Consider the following 26099-nt stretch of genomic DNA (forward strand, 5'->3'; position numbering starts at 1 on the left):
CGGCGGGACGGTTGCGTGCGGGCCTCACGCCTCGGCGGGCTCGGCCTTGGCCTTACGGTTAAACAGCCAGCCGCCGTACACGAAATACTTGATGACGAAGGTTGTGCCCTGCACCAGGATGATCGCCAGCAGGTAGTACACGCCCAGCTTTTCGTGGAGCAGGCGGAAGACGAACCACTCGCTGACGCGGAAGACGACCGAGGTGCCCGCGAACGTGGCGAGCTGCTTGCCGGGCTGGTCGGTCCGCCCGTCGAAGACGTAGTAACGGAACAGCAGGAAGTTCATCACGAATACCGTGACCAGCGCCACGGCATACGAGGTGGCTTCGCGGACGCCGAAGGCCTCGTGCAGCAGGGCGGTGAGCCCGAGGTTCACCACAAAGCTCAACCCGGTGTTCACGAGGTAGCGGAAGAGCTTGCGGAAGCGGGGCGTCTCGGCCGGGGCTTCGGCGGTCTCTTGCGGGGGCAGGTCGGTGGTGGGGGCGCTTGCGCTCATGGCTGATCCGCCTCGCGTTGGACGGTGGGGTTTTGGTCCAGCCGATAGCTTACGTCGCTCTCGTCGTCGACGATCTCGTCACGCACCACGCGGTAGATGTAGATCGGCTCGACGGGCACGACCGCGGGTTCATGGTGTTCGATGGTGTCGACCAACTCGAAGCCCGCGACCTCGCCGCCGTCACGGAAGGGCTCGGACAAGTGAGCCCGCTGCCAGTGGTAGTAGTGCATGTCGCGGTTGTAGTTCAGCTCCGACTCGTCGGTGGGTTTGCGCAGGGTCTGCGTTTTGATCAGGTAGTCCACGCCCAGGCGATCGAGGTCGGCGAAGAAGGCAGAAGCGTCTTCGGAATTGAATTCGGTGATGTCATACACCGTGGCGGGGTCGAAACGGTCGCGCCAGTAGAGCAGCGAGTGTCCGCGTGGCACGGCGGCGGTTTCGCCGGGGGCGAGGTTGGTTGCGATCCAGTCGACGGCGTATCGGTGGCGGATGTTCGCGTCGTCGTAGTAGCCCTGCTCGCGGGCACGGACATCCGCGGCGAACAGCAGCGGCCCGGTCGCGAAGCCGACGATGCCCAGGGTGATGCCGACGCGGACGATCGCCGAGCCGCGCAGGGCCATCACGCCCGTCACGCCCAGGACGATCATGAGCAGCACCGCGAGCCCAAGGAAGTCTTCCTTGTGTTGCCAGGGCATCACATCGAACCGGCCGAAGTCCATCCAACGGTTGCCCGCCCACGCCAACGCCATCAGCCCGATCACGACGGCCCCTGCGGCGCGTAGTTTCGGCTTGTTCTCGGTGATCGAGCCCATCCAGGCCAGCAGCCACTGCCCACCGGCCGTGGCGAACAACGGTACGACAAAGAGTACGGGGTACGCGTAACGCAACCGGTAGACGCTGAACACGATGTGCACGAGGTTGTAGAACGCGAAAAACCCCAGCAGCATCAGCGCCATCTTGGGCCAGCGTTTCAGTCCGACGACCACGCCGATGGCCGCGAGGAGAAGCAGCGGGCCCTGGAAGATGATGTGGGCATCGGGGAAGGGTTCGAGCATCAGCCAGACCTTGCTCCACTCGATGTGCCAGCCCATGCCCGCCATCTCCTGGACGTAGGCATCGGCTCCGCCGGTGAGTTGCCCGGCCCATCGTTTGAACAGCATCCAGGTCGCCAGCGGCAGGCCCGCGACGAATGCCTTGGCGGTGTGCTTCAGCCAACCCTTGGGCTGGTCCCACAGGTTCACCGCCCAGACCAACGGCACCAGGATCGCGCACTCCTGCCGACACAGCGTCGCCCAAGCCGCCGTCGCATATGCCCACTGCGAGCCTCGGCCCGACAGCCAGAACGTCGCGAGGATCAGCATCCCCATGAACGCCTCGAGCATCGTCTGGGTCGACATCAGCGAGAACAGCGGCGTGCCGAGCAGGGCGATCACCGGGATCAAAGCCGCCCGGCCGACCAGCCGCTTGGAGATCAGGAACATCAGCACCAGGCTTGTGGCGGAGCACGCCAGCCCGAGGATCATCGAGGCGTGGACGAACGGCCGATCGCCGGGGATCAGCATCGCCACCAAGCCCAAGGCGAACGGGTAGCCGGGCATGCGTTTGAGCGTGCCGGGCAGGTGGAGTCCGAAGATGGCCTGGGCCATGTCCACCATCCCGAAGAAGTCGGGGTTGGGCATCTCAAAGCTCATGTAATACCGGGCCCAGCTCAGCAGCCCGCCCAACATGAGGACCGCGAGCAACCCCCACTCCCAACCCGCGACGCGGGGGCGTTCGGATAATTCAGCAGCGGGGTTGTCGTTCACAGGATCATCTCGCGGTTGGGGACGCAGTGTGGGTTTCGGGGGGCGGCGCCACAGGTGGATCAATGGTCACTCTGTGGCGGCGAACTCCTACCTATTTCGGCAGTTTCGGGCTCCGGGTAATGAGAATCCGTGGCGGAACCCACTACGGACTGTATTTCACGGCTCACCGAGAATTTATCAACCCCGCCGGGGGGCTGGCCGATGGGTAGATATCGCCAGTGGGCGTGGAACGAACCGGTCGAGGGCCCGCAAAGCGAGACGCTGGCGATGAAACTGATCATCCAGATTCCGTGTTTAAACGAAGAAGAAACCCTGCCCGAGACGCTGGCGGACCTGCCGCGTGAGGTGGAGGGTTTTGATGAAGTCGAGTGGCTGATCATCAACGACGGCTCGACGGACCGCACCGTGGAGATCGCCAAGCAGCACGGCGTGGATCACGTGGTGTCCCATGTGGTCAACCGTGGCCTCGCCGCCGGGTTCTTATCGGGCCTGGACGCGGCGATCAAGGCCGGGGCGGACGTGATCGTCAACACCGACGCGGACAACCAGTACAACGCCCAGGACATCCCCGCTCTGACCGCGCCGATTCTTGAAGGTTCGGCCGACATGGTCATCGGCGCCCGGCCGATCGCCGAGACCGAGCACTTCTCCCCGATCAAGAAGTTCCTGCAGAAGTTCGGCAGCGGCGTGGTCCGCATCGCCAGCGGGACCGATGTCGCCGACGCCCCCAGCGGGTTCCGCGCGATGAGCCGCGACGCCGCGATGCAGTTCAACGTATTCAACCCGTACACGTACACGCTTGAGACCATCATCCAGGCCGGGCAGAAGCATATCCACGTCGTGAACGTGCCGATCCGCACCAACGGCCCGACCCGCCCGTCGCGTCTGGTGAAGAGCATCCGTGCCTATGTGACCCGCTCGATGGGCACGATCCTGCGGATCTCGATGCTCTACCGGGCCAAGATGTTTTTCACCTGCCTGAGCCTGCTGCCCCTGGGGCTGGGCCTGCTGCTTTATGCTCGATGGGTGCTGCTGTACTTCATCGAGGATGAATACCGCAGCCGCGTGCCGAGCCTGGTGGTCGGCACGGTTTGCCTGCTCATCGGCGTGCAACTGCTCGTGTTCGGCTGGCTCGCCGACTTGCTCGCCGCGAACCGGCGGATCGTCGAGGATTGTCAGCTTCGTCTGCGTCGTCTTGAGGCCGATCACTTCACCGAACAGATCGAGTCGCAAGACAAGCCCACGGCCTGAACCGCGTCGGCTTAGATCCGCACCTTCGCCACGACTTTTAAAACTTCCGAGGACCCACCGCACTCGCAGACGGGCTTGTGTCCGTCTTCGGGGAAGAAGATCGCGAAGTCGCCCGGCTGCAAGTCCAGCCGAGTCTCGTGTGGCCCGGTATAAAACGCGACATCACGCTCGGCGTCGAAAGGCTCGGTCACGTCCAACCGCTCAATCGGTTCAACGTAGATCGACTCACGCCCGGTGAAAATCGCCTGCACATCCAGGTAGGCCCGGTGCGATTCAAACCGTCGATCCTCGGCGGGCTGGGTGGTGTACCGCTCGACGTTGAGAAACAAGTCGTCGCCGCGGATTTCGATCTTCCCGTCGGGGGTGGTGAGGTCAAACGAACGCAACGCAACAAACGCTTCGCCCAGCAGCGGGTGCAGCTCGGCGTAGCGGTCGGCGTGTTCAGCAGGGGTGTAGATCATTGCGTTAACTCATCATGTGGCGTTTTACGTGTCATCGTGTTGCGAGTCTTCGCGGAGATGCCGCCAGTAGCGTTCGGGTTGTTCGAGGATGCCACGGGTGATCTGATAATGAGCAGTATCTTCGAGTGTTGTTTTTTCGAGACGCCCATCATCAAAGCTGTAGATCGTGGCGTTGGGGTATGTCAGGAGTATCGGGGAGTGGGTCGCGATGATGAACTGGCTTAGCCCAGAGCGTGCTCGGTCGTGCATCAGCGCCAAAAGTACGAGTTGGCGCTGCGGCGACAGTGCAGACTCGGGTTCATCCATCAGGATCAGGCCACTGTTGATTTGGGACTGGAGGATTTCAAGAAAAGCTTCGCCGTGTGACCGGGTGTGCAGTGACCGGCCGCCATAACGTTCATAGGCGATTCTTCCGAACTCCGGGTCGGCTGCTCTTTCGTCCAGCAGTGATGCGAAATGGGCTCCGAATTCTGCCCGCAGAAAGAAACCGTCTGTGGGCTTCTGCGTGAATGAAGGCAGCAGGGATGAAGAGAGCATGCTGCGATCTTCGGGCCCGTGATTAGACTGGGCTTCGTTACGACCGCCCCCCGAAACAGGCAGATCACTCAGATCAGCGATCGCTTCAATGAGTGTCGACTTGCCGCTGCCATTTTCGCCAACCAGAAAAGTGACGGGTCCGTCGAAGGCGATTGGTAGCTGGGTAAGCCACGGGAGATTAAACGGGAAGGCGTCGCCTATTTGAAAATCAGGGTCGCGGAGGACGACCTGATGAAGATAAGGCGGTCCATCGGTGATGGCCCGGGGTTGACGCCTCTTAGCCATGCTTTATCCCGGAGGCAGTTCGCTGGCGTCCATGCCGGTGCCGTCGTCGGCGGCCGCGGCGGCTTTGGCCAGGGCGATGCGGCGGAAGGCGCTGGCGTTGCCGCGACGCATGGCGATGACGCCGGTGCGGGCCAGCTCGATGATGCCGTAGGGCTCAAGCAGTTCGAGGAACGCGGCGAGCTTCTCTTCGCTGCCGGCCATCTCGATCATGATCTGATCGCTGGCGACGTCGACGATCTTGGCGCGGAACAGGTTGGCCAGCGTGATGATCTCTTCGCGCTTGTCGGCGTCGCCTTGCTCGGTCTTCGTCGAGACCTGAACGAGCACGAGGTCACGCTCGACATAGGCCACGTCCTGATAGTCCACGACCTTGACCACGGGGACGAGCTTCTGGAGCTGCTTGCGGACCTGTTCGAGGACCGAGGAGTCGCCGTTGACGACGATGGTCATGCGGGAGAGCTCGGGGGTCTCGGTCCGGCCGACGACGAGGGAATCGATGTTGAACCCGCGGGCGGCGAACATGCCGGCCACCTGGGCCAGGACGCCGGGCTCGTTGGTGACCAGGGCGGCGATGACGTGGCGCATCACCAGATCGGTGGAAGAGGAGTCATTCATGGGCGGCATGATACCCGCGTCGTGCATCGGGCGGGCAGGTGGGATCGCGAGGCCGGAAAATGGTCTGGGGATAACCTGTGCAACAAGTGATCTGTGTTCAGAAGTGAGGGGTGAGGGGCTGGGAGTGGGGCGCTAAGATCGTGTTAATCCAGGGAGATTGGCTAATTCAATAGCGCGATAAACCTATATTTATCATTGCGATAGACAACAATTGGCGTCCGTTTCATGGGTGGCGGGTCAGGTGTGGGCCGAGGCATCGGGGGATTCCCTCTGTGAATGATGCCGTGATGTGGAAAACCTGCGGTGGTCTTTCGGTTTTAACCGTTGCCTAACCGATGTTTATGGTACTTCAGCAGAAGTTCAATGCACGAATCGCATATCGCCGAAGTTGGGCAGCAGCTGTTGTCCCCCGGGGCTGACGGCGTAGGGGGCGGGGAAGTAGATGAAAAACGCCCGGCCGACCATCAGGCCGCGCGGAACGACATGGGCGTAGTCGCGGGCAAAGGGGTACCCCGGGACCGGTTCCCAGTCGTCGGCCTCCTCGAACATCCGCTTCTCGATCCAGGGCTGTACATCGCCCCAGAACCGGCCGTCGCTGCTGATCGGTGAGTTGTCACCCAGCACGAAATACCGTCCTGGGCGGATCGGGATCGGCGGGACTTCCCGCAGCGTTCCATTGGCTGCGCGACGCATCGCCCCGAAAGTCGCGACCTGGGCGTTGCTGCTGAGTGAGGGGGTGTAGGCGATATCGCGGTCCAGTTCCACGCCGTGCAGGGTGGCCGAGCCGCCGATCACCCGGATGGTAACCTCGGGGCGGTCCTGCGGCGGGACGCGCAGCTTGAGTGTGTCCATCGGCAGGTCAAACGCTTTGCGAATCACAAGCTCGCCATCGACCCAGACCAGTAGTTCCTGGTCCACGATCCACAGTTCCAACTCGTAGGCTCGGGGCGGATCGGGCCATGCCTTGGACTGACCCAAGGCCAGGGTTGTCCGGCCCGAGTCGTTCTCTCGGAGCAGTTCGACTTTTCCATCGGGATTGAATCGCGCGACGACCGTTTCAACCTCGTGTTCGAGTCGCGTGGTGGCTACGAATTCGATACTGAGGTCTTCGTTTGCGCCGCGTTCGACGGTGGCGGCGAGCCGTATGTCTTCGATGGGTTGCCGCCCGAACACCCCGCGTCCGCCGGTGAGGGTGTTGTAGGGATAAAACGTTCCGCGGCCGTGGTACTCGGCCCAGTTGAATCTCAGCTCACCGAAGGTGGATGATGAAGGGGAGCCGCCCGTTGCATTGGCCGTCGGGTTGAAACTGTACGAGCGTTTCCAGCCTTCCTCGGCATTCCCGAGGTCCCATGCTCCGACCTGTTCACTCGGCGGCACCCAGGGGCAGTCCCAGTCGAAGCGTCGTCCGCGCGTGTAGCGGTTCGGGTTGTCCTCCCCGGGCGAGGGCAAAGCTCGGCCGTGATCGAGCGGGACGTATTGGCTGTGATAGATCGGCTGCCAGACGGCCCGCTGGATCTTCTCCCAGTGGCGGTTTTCCTTCGGGTCGGTCTTGCGGGCGATGCGCCAGGGGGCGCTAGGTTGGTCGAAGGGGCGGACGTAGACGTTGCCGTCGATCAGGTGCAGCGATTCGTTGGGTAGGCCGACCAAGCGTTTAATGTAGTTGGTTTTCGGGCCGGGGGATCCGTTGTCGTTGAGGCGTTGGGGGTTCTTGAAGACCACGACGTCCCAGCGGGTGGGCTCGGCGACGTAGTAGACGTACTTCTGGACCAGCAGGCGGTCGCCGGTCTGGGTCGGGCTGCTCAGGGGGACCGGCTGCGGGTACTTGCACATCGGGCAGGTGGCGGTTTGCAGCTGATTGCGTGTCATTCGGTTGGGCTGGCCGGACTGATCGACGGCGAAGTCGTAGCCGCACTGCTCGCACCGCAGGGCGGCGTGTTCGCCCAGGAGCGTGGGGGCCATGGAACCGGTGGGGATGATGAAGGCTTCGACGACGTAGGCCCGGAAGATGAACGCGAGGATGAACGCGATCACGATCGACTCGAAGGTTTCCTTGATCGTCTCGTCGGTCGATTTCGGATGACGGGCATTGGATTTCGAGTGGGGTTGCGACACGGGCTTCCTTGCGTATAAATCGTCGGCTCAGATTGTACGCGCTAGCGAGATGGGGCTAAACTCAGTGCCGAATGGCCCGCAGCGATGCCGGGTATTCCGATCCGAAATCCGAAATCCGAACTTCGAAATGCTCTCAGCTCAATTCTTCGTCAGCGGTCTGGTCATCGTGGTCCTGCTCCACGCCATGCTGCTGTCCACGGCCTACCTGATCCTGCTCGAACGCAAAACCGCGTCGTGGGTTCAGGACCGCACCGGCCCCAACCGCACGAACTTCTCGTTCGGCCTGGACGACCTCTGGAAGAAGCTGGGCATCAACGGCCTGTTCGAAGGCAAGAAACACCTCGGCCTCGGTCAAGCCTTGGCCGACGGCCTGAAGCTGTTTGTAAAGGAAGACTACACCCCGCCGGGCGTCGACAAGGCGCTGTTCATCGCGGCCCCGGCCCTCGCGGTCATCCCGGCCCTGATCGGCTGGGCGGTCATTCCGTGGGGCGGCCTGTGGGACTTCCCGGGCATCACGATGTTCGGCACCGAGCTGGTCAAGGCGGGCACGGTCAGTGTCGCCGTCGCCCCGGTGCAGATCGGCGTGATCTACATCCTCGCGGTCAGCTCGCTGGCGGTGTACGGCGTGGTCGTCGGGGCGTACGCCTCGAACAACAAGTACTCCTTCCTCGGCGGCCTCCGCGCGACCGCCCAGATGGTCAGCTACGAGATCCCCATGGGCTTGTGCGTGCTGATCATGATCCTGACCTACGCCACGCCCGACACGCAATTGCTCACCAACCTGCAGACCGCGGGCGCCGGGGGCGTCTGGGGCATCGTGACGCACCCGCTCCTGGCGATCATCTTCTTCATCTGCATCCTGGCGGAGTGCAACCGCGCCCCGTTCGACCTCGCGGAGACCGAGCAGGAACTCGTCGGCGGCTTCCACACCGAGTTCTCCTCGATGAAGTGGGCGTTGTTCTTCCTGGGCGAGTACATGCACATGATCGCGGGCAGCGCGTTCTTCTGCGTACTGTTCCTCGGCGGGTGGAGCCTGAACCCGGTGGGCGGCTGGATTCCGCTGGAGCTGCCGGTCAGTGCGGAAGGCTGGCTGGCGGGGATTTTGATTGTGTCGCTGAAGATTGGCGTCTTCGCGGGCAAGGTGTTCCTGCTGCTGTTCCTCATGATGTGGGTGCGCTGGACGCTGCCGCGTCTGCGGTTTGACCAGCTCATGAAGCTGGCCTGGCGCGGCCTGATCCCGCTCATGCTGCTGATGCTGCTGCTGTCGGGGTTCATCATCTTCCTCGACCTCCCGGCCGAGAAGTTCTGGCTGTTTGTGGCCAACATCGTGTTGCTGCTGGTCGGCATGTTCGTGGGCCCGCGGCTACCCCAAGGCCCGCCGGTCAACCGCCGGATCCCGCTGGCGGGTTCGCGTTACAGCCCGCTGGAATCCGAGGCGACGCCCGACCCCGCGTAAATCTCATCAACCGCTTACCGTTTGCTCATCCACAGGCGTCATGGTGTGTCACCTTGAGAAGGTGGCTCATCGCCACGCCGCTTCTTCCGGACTTCCTTTAGTTAAGAGAGATTCACATGTCTGACCCCCACGGCCAAGAGTTCAAGCCCCTCGACCCCAACCAAGCCGGTGCCGACGGCCAGCGTCAGGTCCGCGTTCAATTCAACGAAGCCAACGTCGACACGCTCTACGCCAACGCGTTCCGCACCAACCTCGGCAACCAGGAAGTCTTCCTGGACCTGGGAATCAACCGCTTCCTCGGCCAACAACCCACCGAGGGCGGCGACGGCCAGCCCGTCGGTTCGTTCCGCTTCGACGTTTCACACCGCGTCGCGATGAACCTGACCACGGCCAAGCAACTCGCCCAACACCTCAACCAGGTGATTCAACAAGTCGAGCAAAACGCGGCCGCTCAGAATCAGGCCTGAGCCCAGCCTGCTCATCAGTCAAAGAAACTGCACCGCGGGGTGGGCCAGGCTCACCCCACCTTTTAATGCGCGTGGCCTTCGTGCGATCCGTGGTCGTAGCCTTCGTGGGGATCGGGTTTCGGCGCTTGGGCGGGGGCGTGATCTTCGTGGGTGTGGCCCTCGTGATCGGTATGGCCGTGTCCCGCGTGTTCGCCGTGATCGTGTCCTTCGTGCGGATCGATCTTTAACGCTGGTGGTTCGGCATGGCCGGGGTGGTCGTGTTCATCTTCATGGCCATCGTCCGAGTGCTCGTGTCCGCTGTGGTCGTCGTGATCGAGGTGGCCGCTGTGGTGGTCGTGTCCGCCGTGGCCATGGTCGTGGTCGTGCATGGAGTGTTCGGCCGTGGCCATCGCGTAGGCCAAGACCACGCCCAGGATCAGCGCCGCGGTCAGCTTGCCCCGGTCGTGCGAGTGGAAGTGCAGCTCGGGCAGCAGGTCGCTCAGTGAGATGCAGAGGAACGTGCCCGCCGAGAACGCCAGGGCGTAGGCCACAAACCCGCCGGACTCCGCCAGCTCGGATTGTCGCAGCCCCAGCCCGAACAACACCACACCCACCGGGACCGCCAGGGCGAACAGGCCGTTGATCAGGTGACGGGTCGGTTTGGCGAAACCTGCGGAGGCGGTCAGGGTGATCACGGTCAAGGCGTCGAGCGGCTTGTGCAGCACGATCACCATAAACACCGCCAGCCCCGCGATCGCAGCCGAGGTGTGGCCGCTGTGCCCGCCCGCTTCACTCGCCACCGCCGAGGCCAGAGCGATCCCGGCGATGATGCTGTGCAGGCTCAGGCCGATCGCGGCGCCGGTCCACGAGAGCTTGTTGCCGGGGGTGTGGCCGGCCATGCTGTGGGCGTGCGCGTGGTCGTGGTGGTGAGCGTGTTCCTTGGGGTCGTGCTCGGGCAGGTCTTGGGCTGAGGTCAGCACCTTGCCCTCGTCGTCGAGCTCGGCGACTTCGTGGGTGTGGAAGCTGAAGAACCGCTCGATAAAGAACATGACCAGGAAGCCGACCAAAGCCCAGGTCATGACGCTCATCGGCGCGACGCCGGGGGCTTCCACCGCGTGGGGGATCATGTGCAGGATCGCCACGCCGAGCATGAACCCCGCGGTGAGGCTGATCGCGATTTGCAGTCGGGTGTGCGTCAGGCGGATCAGGATCGGGACGAGGCCGCCGAGGACTGAGGCCGCAATGATGGCCAGGCAGTAGACGATGAGGAGGGCGGTGGTAGACATATTGAGAGTACGTTATCACACCCGTGCGAGTTTGTAGCAGTTCCGACAAGTCCTTAGACGGTTGGGACATTCCGAGTTAAGCGATCCGCGGTGGGTATACTTCCCGCAATGCGAACGGATTACGACATCCTCATCATCGGCGGCGGCCACGCAGGCGCGGAAGCGGCGTGGGCGGCGGCGAACCTGACCGCGCCGACCGGCGGTCGCGTAGCGCTGATCACCATGGACCCGTCCAAGACCGGGGCGATGTCGTGCAACCCCGCGATCGGCGGGCTGGCCAAGGGACAGATGGTCCGCGAGATCGACGCGCTCGGCGGGCTGATGGGCCTCGCCGCCGACGCGACGGGCATCCAGTTCCGCGTGCTCAACATCAGCAAGGGGCCCGCGGTCCAAGGGCCGCGCTGTCAGAACGATAAATACGCCTACGCCGCCGAGGTCCAACGGCTGCTGGGCACCCGCGAAAACCTCGACATCCTGCCCGGGCTGGTCGAAGACTTCGTGGTCGAAGACGGCCGATGCGTCGGCGTCGTCTTCCGCGGCGGGCACGGCCAGGGCCACCCCGAAGAAACCCAGGATTGCTGCGGCGAGTTCTGCGCGATCGACGCGGTCGACAAAACGATCACCCTGCGAGCCGGAGCGGTGGTGCTGACCACGGGAACTTTTATGCGGGCGCTCATGCATGCCGGGGAACAGAAAACCGAAGGCGGCCGGATCGGCGAAGGCTCGGCCGTGGGCATCAGCGGGGCGCTCACCAAACTGGGCCTCGACCTGGGCCGACTCAAGACCGGCACCCCGCCGCGTTTGGCGGCCGAGTCGATCGATTTCTCGGGCTTGGAGGTGCAGCCCGGCGACGAGCACCCCACGCCATTCAGCGAGATGACGTGGAGCGGCGATGGATCGGTTTCCGAAGGAAAGCCCGCCGATGCGAAGCTTCGGCGCGGCTCGGACGCCCCGAACGATACAAGCCTCGCGGCAGTTCCGCAGCCGCGGGCTTTCGAGGGTGCGTATGACAAAGTCGCGAACCGCTTCCCCGTCGCCGAGCAGCGTGTCTGCTGGATCACCCACACCAACGCCGAGTCGCACGACCTGATCCGCAACAACCTCGACCGGGCTCCGATGTACAACGGCCAGATCGAGACCGCCGGGCCGCGCTACTGCCCGTCGATCGAAGACAAAGTCGTGCGTTTTGCCGACCGCACCTCGCACCACGTGTTTCTCGAGCCCGAGTCGCTGTCGACCAACGAGATCTACTGCAACGGCATCAGTACCTCGCTGCCGATCGATGTGCAGAAAAAGATCGTCCATGCGCTGCCGGGCTGTGAGAATGCGGTGATCCTCAAGCCAGGCTACGCCGTGGAATACGACATGGTCTGGCCGCACCAGATCGACGCGACGTGCATGACCAAGCGGGTGCCGGGCCTGTTCCTCGCCGGGCAGATCAACGGCACCTCGGGCTACGAAGAGGCCGCGGGCCAGGGCCTGATCGCCGGGGTCAACGCGGTGCGTTACATGCGTGGGCAAGACCCTTGGCGGCTGCGCCGGGACGAGGCGTACCTCGGCGTGATGATGGACGACCTGGTCACCAAGACACCACGCGAGCCCTACCGCATGTTCACCAGCCGGGCTGAGCACCGGCTGCTGCTGCGGAGTGACAACGCCGACGCCCGGCTCACCCCGGTGGGGCGAGACCTGGGCACCGTCGACGATGCACGCTGGTCGGTCTTCGAAGCCAAGCAGCAGCGGATCGCCGAACTCAACAAGTGGATCGACAGCACCCAAATCGACGGCAAGCCCATGAGCAAGTGGGTCAACAGCGCGGGCGTCGGACTCGAACAGGTGTGGACCGAGCTTCGAAAGCCCGCCGATGCGCAGCTTCGGCGCGGCTCTGACGCCCAAGGCGACGCGAGCTGCGCGGCAGCTCCGCAGCCGCGGGCTTTCGACGACGGTGGGGACTTGGAGGCGTTGCGTGAAGCCCGTGCCCTCCGTGCAGTGCTCGCCAACCGCCAGTACGCGGGCTACATCGACCGTAGCCGCCGCGAGATCGAACGGCTGTCCGAGAGCGAGAGCATCCCCGTGCCCACCGACTTCGACTTCAACGCTGTCCCCGGCCTACGAAATGAAGCCGCCGCCGTCCTCGACAAGTTTCGCCCAACCACACTCGGGCAAGCCGGACGCCTGGCCGGCGTGAACCCCGCGGACGTGATGATCGTCAGCGTCGCGTTGGGACGCTAAACGTCCATTTGCGCGAGATTAATGTCCCGATCCGTTTGCCCCGGCACGCGCTTTCGTGTCTATTGTGATCCCATGCCCCACTCCACCACCCTCCAACGGCCCGACGACTGCCTCATCGTGATCTTCGGCGCGTCCGGCGACCTGACCAAACGCAAGCTCCTCCCCGCCCTCTACTACCTCTGGGACCGCGGGATGACGCCCGAAAACTTCGGCATCCTCGGCGTGGCCCGGTCGAAGTACGACGACGACGCGTTCCGGAAGATGATCTACGAGTTCAACCCCGACGGCTACGACGACGCCAAGTGGGCCGAGTTCTCCAAGCACGTCCACTACGAGGCCAGCGACTCGACCAACGCCGAGGCCTGGCCCGACCTGACCACGCGGATTAAGGGCCTCGCCCAGGAGCACGGCACGGGCACGAACATCATGTTCTACCTGTCCATGGCCCCGCAGTTCTTCGAGCCGATCATCCAGAACGTCGGCGCGAGCGGACTGGTGATCGACGGCAAGCGGATGGTCCCGCTCAACAAAGAAGACCCGACCTGGCAGCGCATCATTATCGAGAAGCCCTTCGGCAAAGACCCCGAGTCGGCGGTCCAGCTCAACAACACGCTCGGCGACGTGTTCTGGGAAAACTCGATCTACCGGATCGACCACTACCTCGGCAAAGAGCTGGTCCAGAACATGCTCGTGCTGCGGTTTGCCAACACGATCTTCGAGCCGTTGTGGAACCGTGAATACATCGACCACGTCCAGATCACCGCCAGCGAGACAGTCGGCGTTGAGGGACGCGGCAGCTACTACGACAGCCCCGGCGGCGGCGCGATGCGGGACATGGTGCAGAGCCACCTGCTGCAGGTGATGTCACTGGTGGCGATGGAGCCCCCGGTGAGCATGCACGCCGAGGACATCCGCACCGAGAAGATCAAGGTGTTCAAGGCCCTGCGTGTGCCCAAGGAAGAAGACATCCCGCAGATCGCGGTGCGTGGCCAGTACGGCCCCGGCGCGGTCAAGGGCGAGGCCGTCATCGGCTACCGCGAAGAAGACGGTGTCGATCCCGAGTCGCAGCGCGACACCTTCACCGCGATGCAGTTCAACGTCGACACCTGGCGGTGGGGCGGCGTGCCGTTCTACCTGCGGTCGGGCAAGGCGATGGCCGCGAAGAAGACCGAGATCGTCATCTACTTCAAGCCCACGCCTCACATCCTCTTCCGCGACCAGGCCCGCAACCAGAAGCCCAACCAGATCGTGATCTCGGTCCAGCCCAACGAAGGCATCCGCATCCGATTCGAAGGCAAGGAGCCAGGTGTGGGCATGAAGATGAACGAGGTCGTGATGGACTTCGACTACATCAAGCAGTGGGAGGTCGATCCGCCGGACGGCTACGCGACGCTGCTGCACGACTGCATGCGGGGCGACCAGACGCTGTTCAAGCACCGCGACGAGATCGAGAGCTCGTGGTACGCCTGTCAGCCCGTGCTGGACTACTGGGAAGAAAACCCCCAGCCCGACCTGCCCAACTACGCGGCCGGCACCTGGGGCCCGCCCGCGTCGGACCTCATGATGCAGCGCGACGGGCGGTATTGGCGAAACGACTGAGTTTTTTGCGACACTTCGGGTAGGATGGCGACCCTCGCGTTTCCTTTCTGTTCCCATCTGTATGGAGTGTCACGATGAATTTCAGTTTTAAGTTCGGCGCGTTGGCTTTTGTTTCGGGTGCGTTTTTCTGTCAGGCGACCGTGTCGGCAGACGAAGTTGAACCCGTGGCGGTGGAGAAGGGCGGCATCGTCGCGGTCGAGGCCGAGGACTTTGTCGAGCAAACCAAGGATGAAATCCGGGCGTGGTACCGCGTGGATGAATCGACGACCCCGGACGTGACGCCCGACGGCGACCCGCCCCACGTAGAAGGCGCCAGCGGCGGCGCGTACATCGAAATCCTGCCCGACACCCGCCGGACCCACGGCGACAAGCTCATCCGTGGCGAGAACTTCAGCCCCGAGCCCGGCCACCTCGCGATCATCCACTACCCCATCGAGTTCGAGACCGCGGGCCGCTACTACGTCTGGGCCCGCATCTACTCGACCGGCTCGGAAGACAACGGCATCCACGTCGGGCTCAACGGCGAATGGCCCGCCGCCGGTCAACGCATGCAGTGGTGCCAGGGCAAGCACGGCTGGCGCTGGGAAAGCCGCCAACGCACCAAAGAGCAGCACTGCGGCGTGAAGCACAAAATCTTCATCGACATCCCCGAGCCGGGCGTGCACACCATCAGCTTCTCCATGCGGGAAGACGGCATCGAGTTCGACAAGTTCATCCTGGTGAACGAACAGCACGAAGCGATGGAGGGCACCTCGCCCGAAGAAAACCTCGCTCAAGAATAGGCTTCAGCTTTTGATCAAATGTTGACGCTATAGCCCTCCGTCACCGGAGGGCTTTTTTCTTGAGGATACGGATAGCGCCCGGATGCAAACCCGCCCTAGGCCCGGTACCCTGCTGCCATGATCAAACTCCCCGGCACCGTTGTTGTGAAACCCGATACCGAAGCCCTGTTCGAAAAGCTCGGCGCTGACCTCTTGCACTCGGCTGAGGTGGCGGTCGAGAAGCGGGGGGTGTTCCATCTTGCCCTGTCCGGCGGCGGCACACCCGAGCCGTTCTACGTCCGGCTCGTGACCGATCCGCTGTTCCGCGGCATCCCCTGGGCCCAGACGCACATCTGGATCGTGGACGAACGCTGTGTCCCCGAGGACCACGAGAAGTCGAACATCAAGATGATCCGCGAAGCCATGACCGACCACGCGGGGATCCCCGCGAGCCAGGTCCACGCAATGCCCGTCCTCGCCGACGACCCCGCGGCCGAGTACGAAGCGACGCTCGCCGAGGCCTTCGGGATCACCGACGCGCCCAGCGACTCGAACCACCCCGTGCTCGATTTCATCCTCCTGGGCATGGGCGGCGACTGCCACACCGCCAGCCTCTTCCCCGAGTCGCCCGCGCTGCACTCGACCCGCTGGATCGACACGAACGACGGCGAGAAGGTCGTCCCGCCCCCGCGTGTCACGATGACCTACCCGCTGATCAACGCCGCCCGCCACGTGGGCGTCCTCGCGGTGGGCGTGGGCAAGACCGCGGCGCTGCAGAGCGTCGCCGACCAGGCCGCGTCGGGATCGCCCGACATCGAGCAGATCCCCATCAGCGGCATCGCGCCCAAGAGCAGCGACCTGATCTGGTACCTCGACCAGGCCGCGGCGGGCTAAGAAGCTCATGCGACAAAATAAAACGGGTCTGCAGCGTAAGGCCGCAGACCCGTTTTTGTTATTTGGATTCGCGGACGTTTACGCTCGGCGTCGGACGGCCAGGCCCAGGCTGGCAAGACCCAGTAGGGCCAGCGAGCTGGGCTCGGGGACCACGACGCTGATCCCCACGGTTTCGAGTGTGGAGCCGTCGAGGAGACTGATGACCTCGATCGAAAAGCTGTATTCGCCGATCGCTTCGGGCGAGAAGGCGTTGACCGAGGTCGGCGGCATCACAATGTTCGGAATCCCTGTTTCCAGAAAGTTAAACAGCAGGTTTTCTGAACCTTCCGCGAGGCTGGTGACGGGGGTATTACCTTGGATGGCCGCAGCGATAGCCCCGTTGGTGATGTTGATTCGGCCCTGTTCGCTGGTTGGTGTATTCACGCCCGGATCAAAGTCGTAAAGCAGATCGATCTGGAAATCCGCCAGTGTGGGGTCCGAGCCATTAATCCCCTCAACGAGGATGTAAAAGTTGAAATTCCAAGTGGCACCCTCCAATGACGAAGAGGATTGGTCCAGAGGATTCAGCGGATTACCGAAGTTGCTGCCGGGCTCTGCGAAGAAAGTTCCGAAGCCATCGTTGGTGACCACGTCGTTGCTGAATCGTTGGGTCGTGTTCATCGCCAGGGTGATCTGGGCGGATTGGCGGCCGGGCTGAGCATCAAAGTCGGCAACGAATTGCGTGGACGCAGCCACGCTGTCGTTGGGGATGCCAACCCCGCCAAAAGTCGCGTTGGGGAAAGGACCAAACTGGTCAAAGGTCGGAACCGCGTGGGATGGGCTGGTCAGCTGGAGCGTAGCGATCGCGCAGCCCAAATAGAGGATCGTTTTTGTCTTCATCTTTTGACCCGGTTTACAAATTTCTCCCGCCTCGGTTGCTACGCACGTAGGCAAATCCCCTAAGGCGTTTCCTCACTCTAGGGCAGGTCTTGGTAAAGGCAAGCGTTTTGCCTTGAATTTCCGAGATTTTCTTGATTCAGTAGCACCGCGCCAGGGCGATTCTCACCACATCTGCCCGCCGGGGTGGGGGTTGTGGTGGTTGAGGTGGTCGATGCCCGCCTGGACCGCGGCTTCGGTCTGCGAGGTGAATGCGCCCACCGCGGCCCGCAGCTTGGGGTGTTCGGTCAGCAGATCGGAGACGTCGATGGGGGCGTTGAAGTGCACATAGGCGTGCCGTCGGCACATGGGTGCGGGCATGCGGGTCAAGAGGTCCTCTTCCAACTTCTCGACGGTCTCGCTCACGCGGTCGAGCGTCGGCTTCTCGGCGGCGTAGCCCATGGGGTAGCTGGCGATCCGGTACGCCAGCATCGCTTCGTCCGCCCAGGTCGCAGCGGCGGCGTGGTCCACCGCACGCTCGGGATCGATACGCACCTCGTGGATCAACCGGCGGGCCGAGCGTACGCGGTCGAGCAGCGAGTCCTTGGGTTTGGGCGTGACTTCGAGCTTGGCTTCGAGGCGTTCGAGGACGTTCGTCGCGGCCTGCTCGACCAGCGAACCCAGGTCCGGGGCGTCGGGCACATCGAGCCCGCGTTGCTTGAGGTTGCGGTGCAGCGCGATCTCGGCCGCCTGATACACGGCCTTGATCGGCTCGGCGTGAAAGTCCGCCTCGACGCCGAGCTGATTACCCAACGGCTCGAATCGCTGGGTGACTTTCATCCGGGCGTTGGTCAGGTGGGTCGCTTTGATCGACACCGGCACCGCGAGGATGCGCCCCGAGGTGTCGTCGGCCTTCTGCAACGCCTGCTGCGCCTTGAGCGCGATAAACGCCGCGCCATCCATGAACGGCGTCACCCGGTCGTTGGTCAGATACACGTTCCCCTCGGGGAAGATCGATAGCGCGTGCTTGCCCGCTTCGAGCGTGGCGAGCGCCTGCTTCATCGGCTTGGGGTCGCTGCCGTCACGATCCACGGCGAACGCGCCCATGCGCTGCATCGTGAAGCGGTGGACCCGGCCGCGGAGGAACACGTCGTAGGCCGCCATCAGCAGGCTGCTGATGCCGAGCTGCCGCAGGGCTTCGAGGAAGATCGCCGCGTCGGCGTGGGTCGAGTGGTTGGGCAGGAACACGAGCCGATCGCCGGGCTTGAGTTGTTCGAGCAGCTCGTCGTGGCCCGAGGGGACGACCTCCATGATCTGCTGCGTCCCGGGCAGGTGGCGGGTGCGGTTGTGGTAGAGCAGCAGGGCCGACCAGAAGCGGGAGTGCTTGGGCGGGAAGTATTGGTAGGGCTGGTCAGAAAAATCGAGCATAGCGCGTTATCTACGCGATCGGTTGTTGGGGCCTGCGGGGTTTAGGCTTTTCGTCGCAGGATGCACTCGATGCGGTGGCCGGTGTGCGTGGCGCGGGCGATGTGCGAGACGATTTTTTCGTAGGAGCGGGCGACGCCGTTGATCTCGTTCTCGTCGCGCTGCGGCCGGGGGCGGAAGCCGCGGGTGGTGCGGAACACGAACTCCAGGCCGCAGTGCTCGAGGTAGTGGTCGAAGCTCAGACGCGTCGGCACGAACTGGTGGCCCAGCGCAAAATAGATCCAACCCGTCGGCTGGGCGTGGAGCGACAGACACTGGGCGTTGAGCGTTTGCAGGTAGATCACGCCGCCGGGGCGGAGCGCTTTTGCTGCGGTGTGCAGCACGTGGCGGGGGCGGGTGAGGTGCTCGAAGAGGTTGTCCATGATGACCAGGTCGTAGGCGCCTTCTTCGAGCTGCATCTCCTCGGCCGGGCCGACCTGCACGGGGATGCCGGTGCGGGCGGTGGTCTGCTCGGCGGCGTAGGGCGAGAACTCGATCCCCTCGGGCTGCCAGCCCATATCGCGGGCGATCTCGACGACGGGGCCCAGGCCGGTCGCAATCTCGAACATCCGGCCGTGGGTGCGGTAGGGCTCGAAACGCTCGAGCAGTTCGCGGGCCGAGCGTTTCTGACGGTCGGTGGGTTCGCCGCGCTCGACCATCTCTTTCCAGTGCCCGTCGTACTCGTGCGGCTGCGGCGGGACCTGGACCGTGTGCTCGAGCTGGCCGGTTTCGGAGCAGACCCAGTAGTCCCCGCCGTCGGTCTTCACGAGGCGGTGCATTGTGGGGTGGTCCAACGCGTCGGAGGTGCGCATCGTTTCCGAAGACGGTTCGGTCAGCGACCACAAGCGGGTCAGCGTGCGGGGGAAAGTCGAGGTGGGGCGTCGGCTCATTCGGCGGGGCGGTTGTCGGCGTACTCGGCGAGCAGGCCGTTGAGGGTTTCAATGGTCTGCGGGTCACGCAGTGTACCCATATGCGTGGCGTAGTTGCTGTGTAGCGAGGTCGTTTGCGCGACGGCCGAGCGTTGCAGCTGGCTGTCGAGCGAGACGGTTTCGTCGTTGAACGCGGATGGGTCTACCTTGGCGAGCTCCGCGTCGAGTGTGTCCTTGGGAACGGGAAGAGAGACCTCTTGCCCTTCGACCACCCCGTAGAACAAGTGATACGGAATCGAAGCGGGAAGCGGTTCTTCGTACACCGTCGCGATGAACTCGCTGCGCGGATCCAGGTCGATCCAGCAGTTCATCACGACCGGCGCGTGGTCCACGCCCGCAGCCGCGCTCGACATCCCGCCGAGCGGCGAATGGATCGTGACGAAGAAATCGATGTACGGCGTGGGGCTCTGCTTGAGGTGCGCCCGAACCCCCGCCCACGACACCAACCCGCCCATGCTATGGCTAACGATCGCGACGTTCTTGTAGCCGTGCTCCGCCCGCATACGGTCGAGGCAGACCTGCAGGTAGTCGCCGAGCTCTTGCAGCCGCATCGCCGAGGGGTAGTAGAAGACCCAAGGCTGAAAACGCTCGCGGTCCATCTGCTCGATGATCGTGGTGAAGTGCCGGGGCGAGCCGCCGATGCCGTGCACGAAGACGACCGGCTTCTTGGCCGGGTCGTATTCCTCGAGGACGTACATGCCCGCGTTGTTGCCGTGGATGAAGTGGGCGGGCTGCCACATCCCGGTGCGGGCGACCTCGCGCTCGAAGCGTGGGTCGTCGAGGGTGATGAGCTTCCCGAAATTCGCCAGCCGCTCCGACACCTCGACCCCGCGCTCCTGCAACGCCTTGGGCGTCCACAGGTCCGGCATCACCGCCACGTCCAGCGACAGCGTCAGGTCTTCGATCACCCGGCCCGCCCAGAGCTCGATCGGCTCGGGTTGGCCGTAGGCCGCGAACGGCTCGGACTCGTCGTACTTCTTGTTCTCGTTGACGTCCTGGAACGCCACCACCAGGTAGTTGCCCTCGGGGGCCCGCAGCTCGATCTGCTGGCTGCCCGGCATGACCCCGTAGGTCTCGACGGTCACGGCCATCATGCTGTCCCCCGGCTCGCGGACCAGCGCCGCGTACACCGGGTGATCGGCAAACCGCTCGCCCTCGACCCGCAGCTTGACCCAGCCCGCCCGGTCGATCTCCTTCTGATCCCGGTTGAGGTCCCGAAAAGCACACCCTTGAACCATCAAAATCAGCCCCATGGCCACGGCCGACCACCCGATTGTTTGTACCACCCGACCCATCTGAACCCTTTCAATTGACCCGCCGACCGTTTGACCGGCCCGTGGCGCACCATTAGATTACTCGGCTCGGCTCACGCCGAACAACCTCAAAACCCTTTTTTCGCCCCCTTTACGCCCCGCGACCGGAGTTCCCGCCCCATGGCCATCGAAACCCTTTACGACAAAGACGGCAGCCTCGCACCCCTCCAAGGCAAGACCATCGCCGTCATCGGCTACGGCTCGCAGGGCCACGCCCACGCCCAGAACCTCCGCGACTCGGGCCTCACCGTCATCGTCGCCAACCGCAAAGAGTCCACCAACGGCAAGCTCGCCATTGAGCACGGCTTCGACCCGCTGCCCGTCGATGAGGCTGTGAAGCAAGCCGACCTGATCGCCATTGCGTTGCCCGACGAAGTGCAGCCCGATGTCTACGAAGCCTCGATCGCCCCGAACCTGACCGCGGGCAAGACCCTGCTGTTCACCCACGGCTTCAACGTCCACTTCGGCACCATCACCCCCCCGGAAGATGTCAATGTGGTGATGGTCGCTCCCAAAGGTCCGGGCCACACCGTGCGTTGGGAGTACGAGCGAGGCGGCGGCGTGCCCACCCTTATGGCCGTCCATCAAGACGCCACCGGTGACGCCAAAGACCAGGCTCTCGCCTACGCCATCGGCAACGGCGGCGGCAAGGGCGGCATCCTCGTCACCAACTTCAAAGACGAGTGCGAGACCGACCTCTTCGGCGAACAGGTCGTCCTCTGTGGCGGCCTCAGCGAATCGATCAAGAAGGGCTTCGAAGTCCTCACCGAAGCCGGCTACCCCCCCGAGCTGGCCTACTTCGAAGTCTGCCACGAGCTCGAGCTGATCATCAACCTGATCAAGCGCGGCGGCCTGGACTACATGCGTTACAGCATCTCCAACACCGCGGAGTTCGGCGACTACTACACCGGCCCTAAGATCTGCGACGACGACACCAAGAAGCGCATGGAAGCCGCCCTCAAGCACATCCAGGACGGCAGCTTCGCCAAGGCCTTCCGCGACGACTACGCCAACGGCTTCAAGTGGTTCAAGCAGCAACGTGCGGAGAATGCGGGTCACGGCGTCGAAAGCGTCGGCAAAGAACTCCGCCGCATGATGCCCTGGCTCAAGCCTGTCGAGCTGAGCGACGGCGGCCCGGTTGAGGTTTAATCCGACAAATACGATCCATAGATTTTTGACATAACATCGTCGAAATCGAAGGTTTCATTGCTGATGGGCTGGAATTCTCCGAATTCCTCCCCATATCTGTATGTTTCGCAGCTGCATTCTGCTTCGCCTTCACCGCAATCAAGGCATATCGGATTACAGTACTCGATCATTTGGTCGATTGGATCTTCCTCCTCGAAAGGTGAATGGTCGGGTGGACCCCAATCCCCAAAGGCGAATTCTCTGACCTGATCTAAATCATAGAATTCAACGTCGATTAGCGATTCCAGAATTGGGCGGATAACGACTCTCGAGTAATCGAAGCGATAATTGGCGAGTTGGCAGAAGATTGTTTTGTTCTGTTCTGAGAGACAACGGAACGTGATTGGGCCATATTTTTGGATCAGTTCTTGGTATCGCTTAGAGTCTAGCTTGATGTGTTTCAACGCATTGTTGGTAGCGTCTATGAGTCGAAATTTTCCATTCAAAAGCTTGGCACCTTCGATATAGAAAACTTCATCGAAACTCTTGACGAATTGTGTCCTTGTTATTGAATCTCCGTGTGCCTGCCGAATTGCAATTAAGTAGTCGATTGCTTGGCCTGTAAATGTGCTGATGCTGAAAGCTTGGTGTAGTTGAGTTGATTCCGACTCCATCGATAGTCGATATGACTCCGCAGCTGGACGCAGGATTGTGTCTAAATAAATTCTGTAATCCATGCAGGCTGCTTGGCACGTTTTATTCATATTGATAGTGACCTATTGTGGCTTGGTGCTGCTGATTCATCCCCAAGGCACGTCCCCACACGCCGGGCGGTTTCGAGCCAGGGGTGGTCGAGGGGGACGAGTTTGCGGTTGCCGGCTACTTCGGTGAGCGGGACCGGGACGGCGTCGTGTCCACGGGCGGCGATCATGACGCCGAACTGTTCTTCGTTTAAACATTCGGCGGCCTTGGTGCCGAGTTGGGTGGCGAGCAGGCGGTCGGCGGCGCTGGGGGTGCCGCCGCGCTGGAGGTGGCCCAGGATCGTGAGCCGTGCTTCCATGCCGACCAGTTCTTCGAGCAGGTGGGTGAGGTGGACGGTGTGATCGCCGCGGGCTCGGTCGAGGCTGGCCAGCTCGGCCTTGATCTTCTGCTTGGTCTCTTTGTCCGGGGCTTCCTGCTTACGTTTCTTGGCCGCGGCGAACTCGGCGTGTTCCTTGGTCGACATCGCGCCCTCGGCGACAGCAACGATCGAGAAACGCTTGCCGGACTTGGTGCGTTTCTTGATCGCCTCTGCGACCCGTTCGAGGTCGTAGGGGATCTCGGGGATCAGCACCACGTCGGCCCCGCCCGCGACGCCCGCGCCCAGGGCGAGCCAACCGGCGCGGTGGCCCATGATCTCGACCACGATGATGCGGTGGTGGCTGGTCGCGGTGGAGTGGAGCTTGTCGATCGCGTCGGTGGCGATCTCGAGCGCGGTGTCGAAGCCGAAGGTGATGTCGGTCAGGCCCACGTCGTTGTCGATGGTCTTGGGCAGGGTGATGACGTTGAGGCCTTTGTCCATGAGGAGCTTGGCGTTTTTCTGTGTGCCGCCGCCGCCGAGGCAGATCAGGGCGTCGAGGTGGTGGCGGTCGTAGGTCTCGACCATGACGTTGGTCATGTCCAGGACCTGGTCGCCGACGGGCATCTTGTTGGGCTTGTCGCGTGAGGTTCCCAGGATCGTGCCGCCTTGGGTGAGGATGCCCGAGAGCAATTCGTCTTCGAGGCGGAGCGTGCGGTCTTGCATGAGCCCACGGAAGCCGTCGCGGAAGCCGATGGCTTGGAAGTCGAAGCGGTTGATGGCGGGCTTGCACACCCCGCGGATGGCGGCGTTGAGCCCGGGGCAGTCGCCCCCGGAAGTGAGGATGCCGAGGTTGCGAGACATAGGGACGGTCCTTTCCCAAGATGTGTGAATCAGTCCTCTGGCCAGTGTGCGCGGGGAGATGCGGTAACGCAACAACTCGATGGCTCTGAAGATCAGTGGCGCGGGGTACACGCTGCGGCTAGCGTGCTGAATGAGTTCCGATTGGAGGTTGGGGGGAGTTAGAGGTTTGCGCAAATTATTGCCTTGTTTGCGCGATTGCGTAAAATGTCTGCATGAAGCCTGCCCAACCCGTTCTGTCGTGCCTGTTTGCTTGCTCGCTTAGTTCGTCTCCTGCGCTCGCGGAGGTGGTGCTGTCGGATGAACGGCCGGTGCTGTTCTTCGATGTCTCGGCACACGTCGGGCTCATCACGCAGCCCAACACGAAGTACGGCGGGCCGTCCATCGCGGACTTTGACAACGACGGGCGGTACGACGTGGCGGTGTTCGACCACAATCAGACGCCGGTGATGTTCTTCCGCGGGCATGAGGACGGGCAGTTCACCCGCGAGAAGGATATGTTCCGGGTCGCCGACATCCACGGCGTGGCGCCGGGTGACTTCGACCGCGACGGCGACCTCGACGCTTTGATCTCGTTGGGCGGGGGCAGCGGTGCTAAACCGCAGCCGCCGCGCATGCTCCGGAACGACGGCGAGGAAGGCTTCACCGACGTCACCGAACTCGCGGGTATCTCAGCGATGGGCGCACGCGGCAGGGCGGTGCGGTGGCTGGACCTCGACCTCGACGGGTATCTCGATTGTGTCACGGTGAACGCGCCGCAGACCATCCGCCCCGATTGGCCGCGCAACATCATGTACCGCAACCTCGGCGACGGTACGTTTGAGTACGTCAAGAACGAGGTCTTTGAGAACATCCATGCAGAGAAGTCTTTGGTGACAGACTTCGACGGCGACCATCGGCCGGACCTGCTGACGTTTGGCCCGCACGCAGGTTTTTCGTTTTACCGTGGCCTGCCGGAGATGGGGCTGGAGGATGTGGGCGAGCAGGTGTTACCCGAGGCGCTGCGTGACATCAGCGGGGTGAACGCGGCGGCGTACGCCGACATCGACGGCGATGGCGACCTGGATTACTACCTCGCCCGGGGCGGGCTGATCCACGACATCGCGATGTGCGAGGACGGCTGCGATCGGCTGGACGTGGCATTCAAGCTGTGGGAGAAACAAACCCAATCGCTGACGTTTGAAGCGGGCAACACGCTGCACCTGACCGACTTCTCGATCGTGGACCGCGGACACAAGATGCCCGACGGGATGCCGATTTTCCTCGGAGCCGAGAAGAAGAAAATGAACCCGCCGGATCGGCTGAAGAAGTGGGTGTGGGGCCACGAATCCCAAGGCTTCCCCGAAGAGATGGACCAGAACGGCTGGTACCTGGGTTACCTGGGCGATCGCCAATGGAAGCTGGCGTACTTCATGGAGAGCACGAACCTGGCGTGGACCATGCAGGGCTCGATCCGCGGCATCGATTCGTTTGAGCCGGGCTGGGAGATGAACGATCCCAACCTGCCGGACGTTCTGCTACGGAACGATGACGGCGTGTTCACCGATATCTCGTCGGTACTCCCGCCCGAGACCGGCGGGATCAGCCGCGGCGTGACCCCGGGCGACTTCAACAACGACGGCCTGGAAGACTTCATGGTGTTTCGCTACGGCGGGCTGAGCACACGCGTACCCGATGTCGTGTTGCTCAACCGCGGCGACGGCAGTTTCGAATCGTTCACCAACCACGGCGGCAACGACCTGGGCGCGATCGCGCACGGCGACATGGGCGTGGCCTTCGACTACGACTTCGACGGCGACATCGATGTGGTCGGCGGCGACGAGGGCGGGTCGTGGCGGCTGTTTGCCAACCGCTTGCGGGACGAAGTGGCCGACCCGGAGAACCACCACTACATCCTGATCCACGTCGGCTACTCGGCCGAGACCGGCATGGACCCCATCGGCGCCAAGCTCTCGCTGACCTCCGCCTCCGGCACGCAGACCCGCGTCGTCGGCTCGGGCGCGACCGCGTTCTCCCAGAGCCTGCTCAACACCGCACACTTCGGCTTGGGCAGCGATTCGCAGGTCGAGAGCGTGAAGATCGTCTGGCGGGACGGCTCGGAGCAAGCCGTCAGCAACCTCCAAGCCAACCAGAAGATCGAGGCCGGTAAGGATCGGCCTTGAGGCAGAGTTGAATGTGGCGGGGGCGTGTCACCCAGCGGCCGGCATGCCGGGCGGGAGGGCGGTCGCTTTTTGATGATCACCCACAGCGCATGGATCGT

22 protein-coding genes are annotated in these 26099 nt (G+C 63.1%); 9 read left to right on the top strand and 13 right to left on the bottom strand.

Features of this window, described 5'->3' with window-relative positions; translation table 11 throughout:
- Positions 1 to 24: 24 nt before the first annotated feature.
- Both HNQ40_RS14140 and HNQ40_RS14145 read right to left on the bottom strand, forming a co-directional pair.
- Positions 25 to 495: a GtrA family protein gene (locus tag HNQ40_RS14140; RefSeq protein WP_184678481.1), complete on the bottom strand. Its 471-nt coding sequence runs from the start codon at positions 493 to 495 to the stop codon at positions 25 to 27.
- On the bottom strand, positions 492 to 2297 hold the full coding sequence (locus HNQ40_RS14145) for a hypothetical protein (protein ID WP_184678482.1): 1806 nt from the start codon (positions 2295 to 2297) through the stop codon (positions 492 to 494). The genes HNQ40_RS14140 and HNQ40_RS14145 overlap by 4 nt, the downstream gene beginning before the upstream one ends.
- Before the next feature lie 267 nt (positions 2298 to 2564).
- On the opposite strand from HNQ40_RS14145, the gene HNQ40_RS14150 reads away from it, so the two are divergent.
- Complete coding sequence (locus HNQ40_RS14150; RefSeq protein WP_184679257.1) at positions 2565 to 3548, top strand: glycosyltransferase family 2 protein; 984 nt, start codon at positions 2565 to 2567, stop codon at positions 3546 to 3548.
- An 11-nt stretch (positions 3549 to 3559) separates the two neighbouring features.
- Here the strand turns inward: HNQ40_RS14150 and HNQ40_RS14155 are convergent, their stop codons facing one another.
- From HNQ40_RS14155 to HNQ40_RS14170, 4 genes are all read right to left on the bottom strand, one after another.
- Positions 3560 to 4009, bottom strand: coding sequence for a YhcH/YjgK/YiaL family protein (locus HNQ40_RS14155; protein ID WP_184678483.1), 450 nt, complete (start codon positions 4007 to 4009; stop codon positions 3560 to 3562).
- A gap of 24 nt (positions 4010 to 4033) precedes the next feature.
- A complete protein-coding gene (locus tag HNQ40_RS14160; protein ID WP_184678484.1) occupies positions 4034 to 4831 on the bottom strand; it encodes an AAA family ATPase in 798 nt (265 codons plus the stop codon).
- Between the two features lie 3 nt (positions 4832 to 4834).
- Positions 4835 to 5446 carry an acetolactate synthase small subunit gene (ilvN, locus tag HNQ40_RS14165; protein ID WP_246402877.1) on the bottom strand — a complete coding sequence of 204 codons (612 nt, stop codon included), beginning with the start codon at positions 5444 to 5446 and terminating at the stop codon, positions 4835 to 4837.
- A gap of 360 nt (positions 5447 to 5806) precedes the next feature.
- Positions 5807 to 7558, bottom strand: coding sequence for a S26 family signal peptidase (locus tag HNQ40_RS14170; protein WP_184678485.1), 1752 nt, complete (start codon positions 7556 to 7558; stop codon positions 5807 to 5809).
- Positions 7559 to 7685: 127 nt separating this feature from the next.
- Between HNQ40_RS14170 and HNQ40_RS14175 the strand changes: the two genes are divergently transcribed.
- Positions 7686 to 9014 (top strand): complex I subunit 1/NuoH family protein, encoded by a 1329-nt coding sequence (locus HNQ40_RS14175; protein ID WP_221435541.1) that lies wholly within the window; start codon positions 7686 to 7688, stop codon positions 9012 to 9014.
- Positions 9015 to 9130: 116 nt separating this feature from the next.
- Positions 9131 to 9481, top strand: a complete 351-nt coding sequence (locus tag HNQ40_RS14180) for a DUF3467 domain-containing protein (protein WP_184678487.1) — start codon at positions 9131 to 9133, stop codon at positions 9479 to 9481.
- A 62-nt stretch (positions 9482 to 9543) separates the two neighbouring features.
- On the opposite strand, the gene HNQ40_RS14185 is transcribed toward HNQ40_RS14180, so the two are convergent.
- Positions 9544 to 10746: a ZIP family metal transporter gene (locus HNQ40_RS14185; RefSeq protein ID WP_184678488.1), complete on the bottom strand. Its 1203-nt coding sequence runs from the start codon at positions 10744 to 10746 to the stop codon at positions 9544 to 9546.
- Positions 10747 to 10854: 108 nt separating this feature from the next.
- On the opposite strand from HNQ40_RS14185, the gene HNQ40_RS14190 reads away from it, so the two are divergent.
- The 4 genes from HNQ40_RS14190 (at position 10855) to pgl (ending at position 16232) form a co-directional block, all read left to right on the top strand.
- A complete protein-coding gene (locus HNQ40_RS14190) occupies positions 10855 to 12978 on the top strand; it encodes a tRNA uridine-5-carboxymethylaminomethyl modification enzyme MnmG/GidA (RefSeq protein WP_184678489.1) in 2124 nt (707 codons plus the stop codon).
- A gap of 72 nt (positions 12979 to 13050) precedes the next feature.
- A complete protein-coding gene (gene zwf, locus HNQ40_RS14195; RefSeq protein ID WP_184678490.1) occupies positions 13051 to 14577 on the top strand; it encodes a glucose-6-phosphate dehydrogenase in 1527 nt (508 codons plus the stop codon).
- A gap of 74 nt (positions 14578 to 14651) precedes the next feature.
- Positions 14652 to 15359 (top strand): hypothetical protein, encoded by a 708-nt coding sequence (locus HNQ40_RS14200; protein ID WP_184678491.1) that lies wholly within the window; start codon positions 14652 to 14654, stop codon positions 15357 to 15359.
- Positions 15360 to 15476: 117 nt separating this feature from the next.
- Positions 15477 to 16232, top strand: coding sequence for a 6-phosphogluconolactonase (pgl, locus tag HNQ40_RS14205; protein ID WP_184678492.1), 756 nt, complete (start codon positions 15477 to 15479; stop codon positions 16230 to 16232).
- 78 nt (positions 16233 to 16310) lie between these two features.
- Here pgl and HNQ40_RS14210 read toward each other — a convergent pair whose 3' ends face one another.
- The 4 genes from HNQ40_RS14210 to HNQ40_RS14225 form a co-directional block, all read right to left on the bottom strand.
- Positions 16311 to 17087: a PEP-CTERM sorting domain-containing protein gene (locus tag HNQ40_RS14210; protein ID WP_221435542.1), complete on the bottom strand. Its 777-nt coding sequence runs from the start codon at positions 17085 to 17087 to the stop codon at positions 16311 to 16313.
- A 186-nt stretch (positions 17088 to 17273) separates the two neighbouring features.
- A complete protein-coding gene (locus HNQ40_RS14215) occupies positions 17274 to 18515 on the bottom strand; it encodes a lysophospholipid acyltransferase family protein (protein ID WP_184678494.1) in 1242 nt (413 codons plus the stop codon).
- Positions 18516 to 18556: 41 nt separating this feature from the next.
- Positions 18557 to 19441 (bottom strand): class I SAM-dependent methyltransferase, encoded by an 885-nt coding sequence (locus HNQ40_RS14220; protein ID WP_184678495.1) that lies wholly within the window; start codon positions 19439 to 19441, stop codon positions 18557 to 18559.
- Positions 19438 to 20718 (bottom strand): esterase/lipase family protein, encoded by a 1281-nt coding sequence (locus HNQ40_RS14225; RefSeq protein ID WP_184678496.1) that lies wholly within the window; start codon positions 20716 to 20718, stop codon positions 19438 to 19440. The genes HNQ40_RS14220 and HNQ40_RS14225 overlap by 4 nt, the downstream gene beginning before the upstream one ends.
- Before the next feature lie 201 nt (positions 20719 to 20919).
- Here HNQ40_RS14225 and ilvC point away from each other — a divergent pair, with 201 nt between their 5' ends.
- Positions 20920 to 21942 carry a ketol-acid reductoisomerase gene (gene ilvC, locus HNQ40_RS14230; RefSeq protein WP_184679259.1) on the top strand — a complete coding sequence of 341 codons (1023 nt, stop codon included), beginning with the start codon at positions 20920 to 20922 and terminating at the stop codon, positions 21940 to 21942.
- Here the strand turns inward: ilvC and HNQ40_RS14235 are convergent.
- Positions 21939 to 22658, bottom strand: coding sequence for a hypothetical protein (locus HNQ40_RS14235; RefSeq protein ID WP_221435544.1), 720 nt, complete (start codon positions 22656 to 22658; stop codon positions 21939 to 21941). The genes ilvC and HNQ40_RS14235 overlap by 4 nt on opposite strands.
- Positions 22659 to 22681: 23 nt before the next feature.
- Positions 22682 to 23842 (bottom strand): 6-phosphofructokinase, encoded by a 1161-nt coding sequence (locus tag HNQ40_RS14240; protein WP_184678498.1) that lies wholly within the window; start codon positions 23840 to 23842, stop codon positions 22682 to 22684.
- A 212-nt stretch (positions 23843 to 24054) separates the two neighbouring features.
- On the opposite strand from HNQ40_RS14240, the gene HNQ40_RS14245 reads away from it, so the two are divergent.
- On the top strand, positions 24055 to 26001 hold the full coding sequence (locus tag HNQ40_RS14245) for a CRTAC1 family protein (RefSeq protein WP_184678499.1): 1947 nt from the start codon (positions 24055 to 24057) through the stop codon (positions 25999 to 26001).
- Positions 26002 to 26099: the final 98 nt, after the last annotated feature.

The sequence above is a fragment of the Algisphaera agarilytica genome (assembly GCF_014207595.1).
GTDB classification, from domain to species: Bacteria; Planctomycetota; Phycisphaerae; order Phycisphaerales; family Phycisphaeraceae; genus Algisphaera; species Algisphaera agarilytica.